This is a genomic window from Pseudochrobactrum kiredjianiae, assembly GCF_030362795.1.
GTDB lineage: Bacteria > Pseudomonadota > Alphaproteobacteria > Rhizobiales > Rhizobiaceae > Pseudochrobactrum > Pseudochrobactrum kiredjianiae.
Window position 1 is genome coordinate 52,790 of sequence record NZ_JAUCBM010000010.1, and the last position, 13,613, is coordinate 66,402.

Consider the following 13,613-nt stretch of genomic DNA (forward strand, 5'->3'; position numbering starts at 1 on the left):
ATTTAAAGTCATCAATGCCGGCTCTTTATGGAGTCTGTCACTTTTCGCCCACCAAATAATACACTGCGAAAAAAATCAGTACAAGTGCCAGATAGAGCTAGCCCTCGATGGTACAGATATATCTTATATCAGGGCCCTATATCTGATCGGGACCAGTGCATGTTAAGTCCTGGACACTAATAAAATCATATGAGCTGGGCGATAGCTTTCTTGAAGCCATCCATAATAACGGGGCGTTTGCTTCTACTAATAGGGTTTTCCTGTTGGATTAAATGTTAACAGAAAATCCCTCGATTATATCAGTGTAAGTCCAATAAGAGAAGATTTTGGTGTTAGCACCTTTGGTAGAGCTGTTTGCCAATCCAAAACACCTGAGCTACGTTGATTTATAAAATCGGATGTCAATCGGATGGCTTCAAACGCAATCGAGGAATCAAATGTCTTTTGAAATACTTCAGCTTTGCCCTCTAACGCCCGCTTTGGAAGCTCGATTACGCGTGCTGTATAAAGTTCATCGATGGTTTGAAATGTCAGATCAGTAAGCATTTTTAAGAGAAAATGCACACGCCATCAAAGGAGTTGTTACTGGTGGTCAAGTTGGCATTGCAAGTGAGTTGGCTGTGCGCTTACCCAATCTTGAAATTGTAGCCATTAACGGTGTGGGATTCGACAAAATAGATCTGTCACAAGCGCGAATGCTGGGCTACCGCGTGACTAACACGCCAGACGTATTGACTGCAGATGTGGCTGACACGGCCATTGGTTTGATCATTGCACAGGCTCGTCATATTACGCGGGCAGATAGTCATGTACGTATGGGGGAATGGCAAAAATCTTCACTCGACCTTGGTACGCGCGTGACGGGCAGGCGTTATGGCATTTTCGGTCTTGGCCGTATTGGTACTGCTATTGCCAAGCGGCTGGAAGGTTTCGATGGACAGATCAGCTATATGGGGCGCACTAAACAGGACGTACCATATACTTATTATCCGAGCCTGATGGAGCTTGCTAAGAATTGTGATGTGCTGGTTATTGCTGCTTCGGCAAGTGGTGAAAACCGCCATATAGTGAATGAAGATGTGCTAACAGCGCTTAGTCCGCAGGGTGTATTGATTAACATTGCACGTGGCTCTTTGATTGATGAAACCGCATTAGTTCGGGCATTACAATCAGGCCAGCTTGGCGGGGCCGGACTGGATGTTTTTGAAAATGAACCAACAGTTCCTACTGAATTATTTGATTTACAGAATGTTGTTTTAACGCCCCATATTGGCAGTGCGACGCATCAGTCACGCACAGCTATGGGAGAATTAGTCTTGGATAATCTGGCGGCACATATTGCAGGTAAAGATCTGATCTCACCAGTCGTTTAAGACATTATATTGGAAACTAAGGAGGCAGTTAATAATTGTAAGGTGCTGTTACTTGCGGGACATCTCAGTTACAATTTTCTGAGAGCTTCATAAGGGGTTTTGCCGTTGTGGGCGTGATACGGTCTAATAAAATTATAAATTGCTTTTATTCAGCCATTTTTACTTCGATATCGACATCCCCTTTGCAACACAACCGTGGAAAGCATATTTAAATCCATCAAATCAGAGATAGTCTGGCGTATAAGTTGTCAGAGCAAGCGATTACTGAAAATGCTGTTGGCCGATAAATTCATGGCTTTTATCTGTCAATACGGCGACATACCTCACTCAAATATAGATCGCCGACTGAATTTGAGATCACCACAGACTGTATAGAGTCCAAGTCGGTTCTGTCGCAAACTTTTCATGCCTGATGATCTGTGCAATGAATTGTGTCGATTGCAGACGGACACGTGGCATTTAGCATGGTCGATTTCAAAGGAACGCATTTCCTCAAAAGTGTCACTCTTTATGCAGCTTTCTTCTACGTTCGTTATTCAGTTTCGTATCGTGATCTAAAGGAAATAAAGGCTGAACCTGGCTTTGGGATTGACCATGAGATATTGATCCGGTTGGTGGTTAAATTCTAGCCGCAGATTGCTACTCAGGCATAAAGACTCAAACGACCAACGCTTGGCGCGTTGATGAAACTTATATAAGAGTCAAAGGAAAATGGACTTATCTATATCGTGCCGTCGATCGTGACGCCCAGACACTGGATTTGATGCTGTCTGAATGCCGGAACCTCGCCGCTTCACGACGTTTATTTAGAATAAGGCGTCTCAAGCAATGATGTTCCGCAGAAGAATGTTATTGATAAAAGCGGAGCCAATTTGGCTGGTGCACAGACTATAAACAGTATACTCAACTTCACCGATACGGGCAATCTGATTGAAGTCCTACACTTTAAATACCTGAACAACCTCCTTGTACAAGATCATCATTTTATCAAGCGGATCACCACGTCTATGATGGCTTTCAGCGCGTTTCATTCAGCCTCGGTTACAATCGCTGACAGCGAAGTGTCCCCCTAAGATTTATAAAAACCAATTGGCCAATGATAACTGGTTCCTATTTCAAATCTTCGCGGAACTCGCATTATAATGGCATCCAGAATTAGCCTACTTCTAACCTAAACAAAACTTTGCCATATAAGCCATAAAATTGACAGTAACCCTCTCAACTGCGTTTTAACAGGCATATTTTTTAAGGAACCATTCCAGCGCAAGAAAGTTAGCAATATGCAACATACGTGCAAAGGAGATAGTTATGTTAAAAGCGACACTTCTGGCAACGTCGTGTGCCTTATTTATTGGTAGTGCGGCCTATGCTGAGACAAGCGATACCACTACCGCACCAAGTGCGCCCACGGAACAACAACCACAGGCTTCCATTAAAACTGAAAATATGTTCGGAAGCCCGTCATCAGACACTGCAACGGAAACCAATAAGGTCGGCTTTTTAGAAGCAAAACCGGGGCAGTTGCTGGTATCGTCCTTTATTGGGCAAAGTGTTTACGAGAGCGATGCAAACGACGCAAAATCCGTTGGCAAATTAAATGATCTCATTACAAGCCCAGATGGCCAGATTGATGCTGCGGTTATTGGTGTCGGGGGGTTTTCTGGGGGTTGGTGAAAAAGATGTAGCGGTTAGCCCTGATCAACTGCAACTCGCAATGCGTAGTGATGGGAAGAAATGGCTCGTTATCAAAGCAACTAAAGACGAGTTGAGCGCTGCCCCTTCTTTTGACCGCTCATCACTTTTCTCAGAAGGTGTAGCTGATCCAGCGGCGGCAGTAAAAGAAGCCAACCCTGAAATGCCCGCATCAACGCCACCGGCTGCTCCTCAAACAAATACAACACCATAGTTTGAGGAAACATAAATTGACTGCCTGCAAAAATATGCGGGCAGTCTCTGTTTCATTATCAGCACTCATTTTACAGGCAGGCAATCTCATGACAGATGACAATAATACTGAGCCACTTACTAAAGATGAAGACGTTAAATTCCTGGCTGAAAATTCAGACATTTCTCCATTACAAGCTTTGGAACTTATCAAGAAATACGGCCGTGACAGAGAAATTCTTCTAAAAGAAGCACTAAAATTCAAAGCGGAAGGTTAAAGATCATGGAAACGCATGAATAGAAACTCCCTACTTTAATTACACATCAACGGAGGGTGCTATGTCCCAAGGAGATAAATCAAAGTATACGGACAAACAAAAACGCAAAGCTGAGCATATTGCTGATAGCTATGAAAAACACGGCATCCCTGAAAAAGAGGCAGAAGCTCGCGCCTGGGCAACTGTGAATAAGGACGATGGCGGTGGAAACAAACCTGGCGGGTCAGGATACGGTAAAAAGACCGCAAATCCCGCTGCGCATAAAGGTGGCGAAAAGGGCGGTCAGGCAAGCGCCTCCAGAACACCTGAGCAACGCTCTGTCTCCGCTAAAAAAGCTGCTGAAACACGCAGGAAAAATAAAGAAAAATCAAATAATTAAATCAAAGAATAGTATTGCCAAGTTATAAAACTTGATATGATTTATCCGGTTTGCAGGGCTAGACTGACAGAATAAATTTCAAGTCAGCGAGGTAAAATGATGGCATTTTCAGGCAAGCAGTACAGCGGAACATTTACGCCCGGGCAAGTCACCATTCTGCAATCAACATATGATGAAGTTTGCAGAATACTAGGTCGTTGTCCGACAACAGACACGAATAAAGAACAGCTTGCACGCGCAATAATCAGTATGTTTGAACAAGGGAATACAGATCCCAAATATATGGCCGGCAACATTATACAGGCTGAATATTATTTGAAAAAATGATCAGAGCACATAGCTTTTTGGCACATAAGAAGCCAGATGTAGGTGGCACTCAATCAACAAAAACACGTCAAAGCATATAGATCGTCCGGATTGCTGAGTCTGTTAATTAACTCTTTGCCGCTCTTTTCTCGTCTAAAATTCTGGTAAGCACAGAATGCGCTTCTTCTTATCCGGCAACAATGCTCGATGTCTATCACTACACACGACCTAAAATCTGCTTTTCTTTGCCGACATATGAAAGAATGTGTTGGTAATTGTGACCCACAAGCGAGCGAGAAAAGCCATACTTTGTTTGCTTTTCTTACGACAGAGGCATCCTCTCTTAGAGATCAGGACATTCCCATTTCACTCACTACCGATAATACTGACCAAAAAAGATGATCGGGATGTTTGGATTACGGCTTGTTGGTACACTGCCAAGCCGCTCCATCGTCGTTTTGAGGAGCCATAACTGATCTATTCATAAAATTGATCGCTATTTGTTTTTCATTGATGGTAATCACAGACAATGAATACCACTCTGACAAGGATAAACATTGAATACAATCAAGATTTAATCCTTGAGTTAAGTCATTGGAAAAATGATAAAGGCTCACTTTCAAAGCATGCATTTTTTGACTTGGGCGGAACGCTGCTGAATATCGCTTCAGCACCGTAAAAATATAATTCCCGCAACAATTACATGATATTCTACCTCATTTGCACTGGCATCTTGATGGCGCATTAGTACTCATAACAGGACACGTGGTTTGCTTTGCCGATACAATGTTCATTTCACATTGCTTTGACATTGCAAGACTGCGTGCCGCACAAATTCGTAATAGCGACAGGAGTATAAGCGCTCTTATGCAAATTTTAACAGTTTCAAAGCGGCCATTACTGGACGTACTTATACTGCGCGCTCCGTAAAGACTTCGAAGGGTGAGCGATTATCGTTTGCAAATTGGTTCTTGCGGATCGCATGCGTCGTCTTCGACGCATGCGATTGTTGCAACTGCACTGTGTAATGCTTTGATACCCATCATAGGCTTGGTGATCCGCTTAATGAAACGATGGCCCTGCTCAAGGTTATTGTTGGTACCGCTTTTATTAATGACGTCCTTGTGAAGAACGCCGATGGCTTGTGATACCTTTTTAAAGAAATACCGACCAGCATCGAGATTTCAGCGCTCCTAGAGTATAAACTCAAGCGTTTATCCGTCGCGATCCACCGTCAAATAATGATAGTTTCATATTCCTTTGATTTTTATATAGGTCTCATCAACACGCCATTAACAATTGGTTAGCGTTTGCGTATCTGCGCCTGAAGCACAATCTGCGGTGAGTATCGAACAACTGCCGGTTCAATGTCGCATGATCGATCTCTACTCCGCGCTCAGCCATTATTTACTGAGATCTCGAGATGAAACTGAATAGCGAAGATAAAAGAAAACAGCATACAGAATGACACCTTTAAGGTAATCGACGCACTTGAAATCAACCGTCATCCGCTAACTCCACAATTAGTTATCAAATCCAAAGGTTTCATCGATCAACAGAAGTGTAATATTTGCGACAAAGCCGATAACAACGACACTGGTGTATTAATGCTTTCGCAGTTTGCACATGCTTCACGTGAATTGAATAGCGCTCTTCTGGTCAACCCTTACGAGAATGAGTTTGTTTCGAAAGCTATTCATCATAGATTGATCAAGCCCTTGGAGGAAAATGATAAATCATTGGTGTGCGAATTATCTTGACGAATTGCGATGTACTTAGGCTGAGCCCTTCGTTATTTTCATGTTCAAGATATGCGGACACCTTAGGTTATTATATAATATAGCGCAGACTGCTTCAAAATAGCAGTTTCCATTTTTTTGAGGAACAGAACCCTACTTCCGTTAGTTAATCAATCAAAGGTTCTAACGGAAGGAGTGTCCCATGAAAGAAATTCCACCGCAAAAAGCCCGTCAAGGTGGAAAAGGCAGGCCTGTTCTGATCGTTTTAATCTCAAGCCTAATTATTGTTGCTTTGGTTTGGTTCGGCGCAGAAATTTATGGAAGCCATATTTCTGAAAGTGAGAACACTATGGAGTCAAATTCTTCAAATGAAGAAAGTTTGCGAAACTAAATTGACAAAAAATGGCTCAGATCATTTATGCGATATCGCTTATACGTTTAGATATATTAGCATAATATTCTATGCCATTTGTAAAACGTATTGGGAGAAAGCAATGGATTGGAATGAAATAAAAACGGATTGGCAACGTTATAAAGTTAATATTCGCGAACAATGGGGCAACTTAACAACTGAAGAGATTGACGAAATTGCCGGTGAAGAGCACGCTTTAGAAAAAAAAATACAAGAACGTTATAGCCTGACCCCAGAGCAAGTTAGAGAGCAAATCAATCAGTGGGTCAAAAAATATCTAAAAGCTTCTAACAACTAGCTATCAAATGATTGAATGAAATAAATTTTTTCATGTTAATAAAACTGGTTGTGTTGCAAAAATTCGATTTGAACGGAGTTCGGCTTTTCTCTGGACACAGTTATGCAGCGAGTGCTTCGGACTGTTGTTTGATTGAGAGTGCTTTTTGATCTGCTAAGACGCCTTGCTGTTTGCGCATCATGTGAATGAGTTCGATACCGGCGAGCGTGATGCCGGCTGCGGCTTCTGACTTGAACCCAAGCATGGAGCGTGTGCGTCTTTTGATGCGACGATGATCCTGCTCAATCATGTTGTTCATGTATTTGTTGGAGCAGATGGCAATAGGTTTGCAAGTCTGGCTAAGCCCGCTTTCTGCATCACATCGTAGAATAGCAATCCTGTTGGTCTCGCTTCCATCAACGGTAATGCGCACTGGCCTGCCATGGCGGGCCAGTGCCTTGCGGATAAAGCGTTTAGCAGCACTCAGATCACGATGCTGGCTGAAATAGAACGACGCAAATCTCCAGCTTCAGCTAAGATCGTCAAGGCGTTGATAGGGCCAATGCCGGGAATGGTCGTCAGAAGTTGGTAATCCGAATCATCTTTAAGTAACGCGATAGCCCGATCTTCTATTGCATTACGCTGAGCAATCAGGCTGCGCCCTTCCGCCAGAACAAGCCGAAACATTCGGATCGCTTCAGATTGTGCCGTGACTGGTAGCCCCACAGAGGTTTTGGCTGTCTCATAAATATCTGACAATAAACGTTCTTTTGCAACACGACGACCAACGACGGTCCAAGCATTTTCTACGAACTAGTCATTGCGGTTATGATGTAGGGCGAAGGATATCGTTCGAGAAAGGCAAAGAACCAGTCACTGCGAGAACTGCGATGGAAGCGTCCAGCTTCGGGGAAATACAGCGGAAGGTAATGCGTTAGCACTCTATGCCAGAGTTCGGTTTTTGATCGCGATATAATCTCATGAGTTTTGGATAATTCCTGAAGGTCATTAGTCCCGCACAATAATGGATCGTGATAAAACTGTTCGTTCCCGATTTGCATCATATGCAGAATAACCTGCGCATCCTTAGGATCATTTTTATCCCAACTGTTATGCAGTGCTTCACGCGTCCTGGCGAGTGCCACGGAAGATATCAGCTTCACGTCAAATCCAGCTGTGGCAAGATGGTAAGCCAGTGCCCGATGATAATTGCCTGTAGCCTCAAAGGCCACACGGACTGGGCGACCATATTCTGACAGTATTGCAATCAATCTGTTAAAATCATCAAGCTGGTTTAAAATGGTCAGACGTCGACGACGCTTCTTATCGGTCAGGTCGATTAAAACCTCGTGACGTGTCATCGAAATATCGATTGCCACCAAAATCGGTGCAGTCTGTGAGATAATGTTATTGGTCATGCTGGTCTCCCTTGTGGTGTGATTTTTGACAAAACCACTATAGGGACCTTAGACCCGGTTATGACCACCTGTCGCATGCAATTTAAGGCTGCGCAGGCGGTCATAGCCGCTCGACTGACAGCATTCCGAATGTGTTATGGACCTGAGTATGTCAGTGGCAAGTTCATGGAATGGGCTGAAAAACAAGGCGTTACCATCAGTCACATCCAACCAGGAAAGCCGCAACAAAACGCTTATGTCGAACGCTATAACCGAACTGTTCGTCACGAATGGCTAGACCAACACATCATTGAAAGCATCGAAGAGGCTCAGGAATTCGCTACACAATGGCTCTGGACGTATAAAAACGAACGGCCCAATATGGGCATCGGCGGCATAACACCCGCACAGAAACTAAAAATGGCTGCGTAAATTCTACTGCAGAGCCCCATTAAAAACGGGGGATTACCAATGCAACTGTATGAGATGCAAAATCTTCTATTAATTTTCCCAAAAATCTCGGAAATTTTATTATGATTTCTGAGTGGTTGTGTCGATTATCCAATTAATTACATTCTCAATCGCTTCCTTCTCCGATCCCTTTGATAAAGCATCCAGATAAATCTTCATCTGCATGTCTGCTGAGCTGCCATTTAGTAAAATGTCACGGCACTGCGCAATTTCTGCTTCACAATTTAGGATTTGTGCATCCTCTGCTACCATGGCGAGAGTTTTCTCTAGAAAATTTTCTATTTTCTCTTCGCCTTTTTTTGTAACGAAAACAGTTTTTGTGCCATAGCGTTGCACTCGCCATTTGTTTTCTACAATTAACGCTCTATCCACGCTATCAATGTCCGCATTGCAATTTACGTTATAAAAAAGGTGGCGAATGAGGGCGCGATAAAGTGCTGCAACAGACAATGCATCCTCTACCCGCGTACAGGAATCCGGAGCGCGCAACTCCAATGTGGGGTACTTTACAGAGGGGCGTATCATCCACCATAGGTGTGAGGCATCGGGCATTACGGCAGCATTTACTAAACTCTCCACATAAATCTCATATTCAGCCGTATCACCAAAAAGCTCAGGAATACCGGTGCGTGGAAGCTCGTCATAGGCAGCAAGCCGATATCCTTTGAGACCGGTAGGACGTGAATGCCAAAAAGGCGAAGACGTTGATAACGCTAACAATAAAGGTAAGTAAGGGAGAACGCGCCGCATAATGTCGACGCGACGTGTTGGGTCAGGAAGCTCCACATGGACATGCATACCACATAGAAGATTGCGCTCTCCAATCATCTGTAGGCTATCCATCACACGGTTATAGCGTTCTTTATCGCTTTGAACTGCGTTTTGCCAATTACCCTCTGGATGGGTACCGCACGCGAGAATAGCGAGATTATGCTCCTTGGCATATGCAGCTAATACGCGCCTGATATATAACATTTCCGTACGCGCTTCTTTGAAACAATAGAGAGGCGGAGTAGCGACTTCAACCTGACTTTGTAAAAACTCTCTATCCACTCTCCCATCTGTAGCAACATGGGCAGCTTCAAATAATTCATCAGGTGTATGAACACTTATTTCACCCGAATTTAGATTAGAGAGGAAAAACTCCTCTTCAATTCCAAAGGAGAATGAAGCTTGATCACGATTTGCAATTTCAAAACCGCTCAATCGGTGCAGGTCTGTCAGTGACATTGTTAATCCTCCCTTATTAAATTCCATGTGACTGCAACCAGAGTTCAAGAGAACCGATCTGCCAAAGCTTGGAATGGCCTTTAGGGGTTAGAGCTGCGTCTGGCGCTGCCAATAATCCATCAATGTAAGCCGCATTAAATAGACCGCGCGAACGAGCAGCTGGTTGATTTAAAATCATTTTGATGAAAGTTAGATAACCCCCTTGGATATATTTCAAGGCTGGTACGGGAAAATATCCTTTTGGACGATCTATAACTTCTGCCGGTAAAATCTTTCGCGCAGCTTCTTTCAAAATGTATTTTCCGCCATGCCCGACTTTTAACTGAGAAGGAATGCGTGCAGCGAGCTCTACGAGCTCATGGTCAAGAAACGGAACTCTTGCCTCTACACCGAAGGCCATTGTCATATTATCAACACGCTTAACGGGATCATCAACCAGCATAATGTCTGTATCAATTTGAAGTGCTTTGTTGATCGGTGAAGACGCACTTAATTTTTCAAAGTACTCCTCAACAAAAATTCTGCTGTGGTCGTCGCCAATATAGTCTGGAGAGAGCGTCTTTTGCATCTCTGCATGATCTCTGTCAAAATAAAGCTTCGCATAATCATCCAGAGGATTTTGTGAGTTTTCCAGCTTAGGATACCAATGATATCCTCCGAAAACCTCATCCGCGCCTTGCCCGCTTTGGACAACTTTAGCGTTTTTAGTAACTTGCTGGGAGAGCAAATAAAAGCCAACAGAGTCATGGCTCATCATAGGTTCCGACATCGTCCCGACTGCTGCTGGTAATGCAGAAAGCGTTTCTTCCGGGCTTACATGAATTCGAGTATGCTCTGTCCCATATTGCTCGGCGATAAGGTCTGAATATTTATACTCATTACCGGTAATACCGTTAACATCATCAAAGCCAACAGAAAAAGTTTTGAGATCACTTTGGCCGTTTCGCACCAGTAATGCTACGATAAGCGAGCTATCCAGTCCGCCTGACAACAGGACGCCGGTTGGAACATCCGCAATCTGACGTCGCATGACGGCTAGCTCAACGGCATCAAATACCATCTCTTGCCAATCCTGTTTCGAATACTGTTCATCGGCAGAGCGTATCCCAATATTCAAAGACCAATAGCGATGCTCTTCACGTTTGCCCGTTCGGTCAATCACTATGTAAGTGGCTGGTGGTAACTTGCGAATGCCTTTTAATATAGTGAAAGGCGCAGGCACCGCCGCATGAAAGCTCATATAGTAATGCAGAGCAACGCTATCTATGGACGTGTCCACATCCCCACATTCCAATAATGCGGGAAGTGTTGAAGCAAACCGAAAATACTTGGTATTCTCATTATAATATAGAGGTTTAATACCAAGGCGGTCGCGCACCAATATCGTTCGCCCACGATCTCGTTCCCAAATTGCAAAAGCAAACATCCCGATGAGCTTGTTTAAACAGTCCACTCCCCAAGCATGATATGCCTTGAGGATGACTTCCGTATCGCCGGTTGAGAAAAATCGGTAACCCTTGGATTTCAACTCGGCTCTTAGCTCGACGTAATTATAGATACATCCATTGAAAACAATCGCTAACCCTAATTCAGGGTCAAACATTGGCTGCTGTGATACATTAGACGTGTCAATGATACTAAGGCGCCGATGTCCAAAGGCGACGTTCCCTTGCTTGAGTAGGCCTGCTGCATCTGGACCCCGCGATTGCAAATTGCGCATCATTTTTTCTACATTTACAATACTAGGCTCGCCCTTGAAATTGATTTCACCACATATGCCACACATGTTTTAAGACCCTTAGAATATTCACGAAAATCCGATAAATATTCAACGCAAAAACATAATGTAGGTTCCATAAAACTTGCAGTTAACTAAAATACTGAATATATATTTATACTTAGATAAGTACAATAAAAAATACTTTAAAATAATATTATTCATCGCAATAAATAAGAGATTTTACTTAAAGTAACACTTTTTATAAAAAATCCTGGATCTGAATTAAAATTATTATGGGAAGGCTTATCCAATTATATGCGTGCAACTTATTTTACTCAGCGACGTTATAATAGCTGAACGTCCTAATAGTTCGATAAAAATTACTATTATTGATACCACGTGCAAATCCGTATAGGAGGGTAGCTCTATGAATTCCATCATTTATCTTGTTGGTCTTGTTGTGATTGTTTTGTTTATCCTTTCAATGTTGGGATTACGATAATGGTAGACCAAAATAATATTAAAGTTGAATCAGATCGCAGTTATGTCGATTGGGCCGCAATACTAGCTGGTTCAGTGATTTCGGCTGGTATTGTAGTGGTCTTTACTACATTTGCAGCCGGATTAGGTCTTGGTTCAATAACGGCAGAGGACGGTGGCGATATCAGCAAGACGTGGTTGATAATAACCGCGCTTTTTGCCGTTATTTCTATGGTCGCATCTTATATGCTCGGTGGTTACATAACCGGTAGAATGAGACGTCCAGTTGGAAATGCAACCCGTGATGAAACGACTATTCGTGATGGGCTCAATGGTTTAGCTGTATGGGGTATCGGCATACTAATCTCCGGTTTTTTCGCTGCCAGTGCTATCACTGGAGGGGTAAAAGCAGTCAGCAGCGTGACACAGTCAACACTTGAAGCCACAGGATCGGCCGTCGGCGGTACAGCTCAAGGCATTGGTCAACTGGGTGGAGGTCTGATATCCGGGGCAGGAAATGCACTAGCAGGCGCGACTCAAGGAGCCGGACAAGCAGTAGCGCCTACTCTTGATGAAATGCTTCCTCAGAGCCTTAAAAATAATCCGTTTGATTATATAACCGATAGCTTGTTGCGTAAAAGCGCAGCAACCCCAGAAACAGCAGACTCCCAGATTGGGAATGTGGATAGAGCAACACGACAGGTAACTGGAATTCTGGGGAGCCTTTTGCGAACAGGTGAGATCTCTGATGACGATCGAACCTGGTTAGTTTCAGAAGTTGCGGCTCAGACGAACTTAACCCAGACTGAAGCCCAAACACGCGTAGATCAATCTGTAGCACGTGTGGGAGAGCTGCGCTTAGAGGCACAGAAAAAAGTCGAAGAAGCCCAAAAGCAATTTGACGAGTTGAAGGCTAGTGGTTGTGTTGCAAAGTTTTCAGTAGGATAGATGTGTGCTTATCTCTGGTCGCAGTTATGCTGCGAGTTCCGCAAAGACCTGGAATGGCGATTGATTGTCGTTAGCGAATTGGTTTTTGCGGATCATGTGAGCCACTTCGACCCCTGCAATGGTGGCTGAGGCGGAATGGAATGCCTTGAAGCCCATCATCGGCCGGGTGATCCGTTTGATAAACCTGTGGTCTTGCTCAAGGATGTTATTGAGATATTTGATCTGGCGGACTTCTATCATGGCGCCCGTTCCAGTGATTTTCAGGATCATATTCACAGCCTGCAGCCCGGTCAGATTAGCTCCGCTCTTGTCAATGACAACCTTCTCCGGAAGGCCATTGGTTACGATGGCCTTCTTGAAAAACCGACGCGCTGCAGCCAGATCCCGTCGCTTAGACAGCAGGAAATCAAGCGTTTGGCCGTTGCGATCAACAGCCCGATAAAGATAGGTCCATTTGCCCTTAACCTTGATATATGTCTCATCAACACGCCAGGAACTGGCTGTGGGACGCTTGCGCATCTGAGCCTGGGCGGCGATCTGCGGCGAGTAGCGAACAACCCAACGGTTCAAAGTCGTATGGTCGACACTGATACCACGTTCAGCCAGAATTTCCTGAAGGTCACGGTAGGAAACTGGGTAGCGCACGTAAAAGAAAACGGCATGCAGAATGACACTTTTGGGAAACTGCGCTCCTTTGAAATCGACCTTCATCTGCATCC

Annotated in this window: 12 protein-coding genes and 7 pseudogenes; 12 read left to right on the forward strand and 7 right to left on the reverse strand. The window is 43.9% G+C overall.

Going from position 1 to position 13,613, the window contains the following annotated elements:
- Window positions 1-437: 437 nt before the first annotated feature.
- Window positions 438-1,373: pseudogene (locus QUF18_RS15850) on the forward strand (2-hydroxyacid dehydrogenase).
- A gap of 68 nt (window positions 1,374-1,441) precedes the next feature.
- Here the strand turns inward: QUF18_RS15850 and QUF18_RS15855 are convergent.
- Window positions 1,442-1,566 (reverse strand): annotated as a pseudogene (locus QUF18_RS15855) (IS481 family transposase); the annotation flags it as partial.
- Between the two features lie 271 nt (window positions 1,567-1,837).
- Here QUF18_RS15855 and QUF18_RS15860 point away from each other — a divergent pair.
- The 6 genes and pseudogenes from QUF18_RS15860 to QUF18_RS15885 all read left to right on the forward strand — a co-directional run bounded on the left by QUF18_RS15860 (window position 1,838) and on the right by QUF18_RS15885 (window position 4,241).
- Window positions 1,838-2,516: pseudogene (locus QUF18_RS15860) on the forward strand (IS6 family transposase).
- Window positions 2,517-2,681: 165 nt separating this feature from the next.
- Window positions 2,682-3,047 (forward strand): PRC-barrel domain-containing protein, encoded by a 366-nt coding sequence (locus QUF18_RS15865; protein WP_289388243.1) that lies wholly within the window; start codon window positions 2,682-2,684, stop codon window positions 3,045-3,047.
- A gap of 40 nt (window positions 3,048-3,087) precedes the next feature.
- Window positions 3,088-3,279 carry a hypothetical protein gene (locus tag QUF18_RS15870; RefSeq protein WP_289388244.1) on the forward strand — a complete coding sequence of 64 codons (192 nt, stop codon included), beginning with the start codon at window positions 3,088-3,090 and terminating at the stop codon, window positions 3,277-3,279.
- Between the two features lie 16 nt (window positions 3,280-3,295).
- Window positions 3,296-3,535, forward strand: a complete 240-nt coding sequence (locus tag QUF18_RS15875) for a hypothetical protein (RefSeq protein WP_289388246.1) — start codon at window positions 3,296-3,298, stop codon at window positions 3,533-3,535.
- A 61-nt stretch (window positions 3,536-3,596) separates the two neighbouring features.
- Window positions 3,597-3,914, forward strand: a complete 318-nt coding sequence (locus tag QUF18_RS15880; protein ID WP_289388247.1) for a plasmid stabilization protein — start codon at window positions 3,597-3,599, stop codon at window positions 3,912-3,914.
- A 96-nt stretch (window positions 3,915-4,010) separates the two neighbouring features.
- Window positions 4,011-4,241 (forward strand): hypothetical protein, encoded by a 231-nt coding sequence (locus QUF18_RS15885; protein WP_289388248.1) that lies wholly within the window; start codon window positions 4,011-4,013, stop codon window positions 4,239-4,241.
- 889 nt (window positions 4,242-5,130) lie between these two features.
- Here QUF18_RS15885 and QUF18_RS15890 read toward each other — a convergent pair.
- Window positions 5,131-5,728: pseudogene (locus QUF18_RS15890) on the reverse strand (IS6 family transposase).
- Window positions 5,729-5,788: 60 nt separating this feature from the next.
- Here QUF18_RS15890 and QUF18_RS20410 point away from each other — a divergent pair.
- The 3 genes from QUF18_RS20410 to QUF18_RS15900 all read left to right on the forward strand — a co-directional run bounded on the left by QUF18_RS20410 (window position 5,789) and on the right by QUF18_RS15900 (window position 6,669).
- Window positions 5,789-5,980 carry a trehalose-6-phosphate synthase gene (locus QUF18_RS20410; protein ID WP_353074539.1) on the forward strand — a complete coding sequence of 64 codons (192 nt, stop codon included), beginning with the start codon at window positions 5,789-5,791 and terminating at the stop codon, window positions 5,978-5,980.
- A gap of 181 nt (window positions 5,981-6,161) precedes the next feature.
- Window positions 6,162-6,350, forward strand: coding sequence for a hypothetical protein (locus QUF18_RS15895; protein ID WP_289388249.1), 189 nt, complete (start codon window positions 6,162-6,164; stop codon window positions 6,348-6,350).
- Window positions 6,351-6,453: 103 nt separating this feature from the next.
- Complete coding sequence (locus tag QUF18_RS15900; protein ID WP_289388250.1) at window positions 6,454-6,669, forward strand: CsbD family protein; 216 nt, start codon at window positions 6,454-6,456, stop codon at window positions 6,667-6,669.
- Between the two features lie 100 nt (window positions 6,670-6,769).
- Here the strand turns inward: QUF18_RS15900 and QUF18_RS15905 are convergent.
- Window positions 6,770-7,159 (reverse strand): annotated as a pseudogene (locus QUF18_RS15905) (DDE-type integrase/transposase/recombinase); the annotation flags it as partial.
- Window positions 7,159-8,066 (reverse strand): annotated as a pseudogene (locus QUF18_RS15910) (IS110 family transposase); the annotation flags it as partial. The pseudogenes QUF18_RS15910 and QUF18_RS15905, both read right to left, overlap by 1 nt.
- Window positions 8,067-8,192: 126 nt before the next feature.
- Between QUF18_RS15910 and QUF18_RS15915 the strand changes: the two are divergent.
- Window positions 8,193-8,477, forward strand: a pseudogene (locus tag QUF18_RS15915) (transposase); the annotation flags it as partial.
- 99 nt (window positions 8,478-8,576) lie between these two features.
- Here the strand turns inward: QUF18_RS15915 and QUF18_RS15920 are convergent.
- Complete coding sequence (locus QUF18_RS15920) at window positions 8,577-9,746, reverse strand: carboxylate-amine ligase (RefSeq protein ID WP_289388251.1); 1,170 nt, start codon at window positions 9,744-9,746, stop codon at window positions 8,577-8,579.
- Window positions 9,747-9,762: 16 nt separating this feature from the next.
- Window positions 9,763-11,532, reverse strand: coding sequence for an N-acetylglutaminylglutamine amidotransferase (locus QUF18_RS15925; protein WP_289388252.1), 1,770 nt, complete (start codon window positions 11,530-11,532; stop codon window positions 9,763-9,765).
- Between the two features lie 435 nt (window positions 11,533-11,967).
- Here QUF18_RS15925 and QUF18_RS15930 point away from each other — a divergent pair, with 435 nt between their 5' ends.
- Window positions 11,968-12,894, forward strand: coding sequence for a hypothetical protein (locus QUF18_RS15930; protein WP_289388255.1), 927 nt, complete (start codon window positions 11,968-11,970; stop codon window positions 12,892-12,894).
- A 24-nt stretch (window positions 12,895-12,918) separates the two neighbouring features.
- Here the strand turns inward: QUF18_RS15930 and QUF18_RS15935 are convergent, their stop codons facing one another.
- A complete protein-coding gene (locus QUF18_RS15935; RefSeq protein WP_289388256.1) occupies window positions 12,919-13,605 on the reverse strand; it encodes an IS6 family transposase in 687 nt (228 codons plus the stop codon).
- Between the last annotated feature and the right edge of the window lie 8 nt (window positions 13,606-13,613).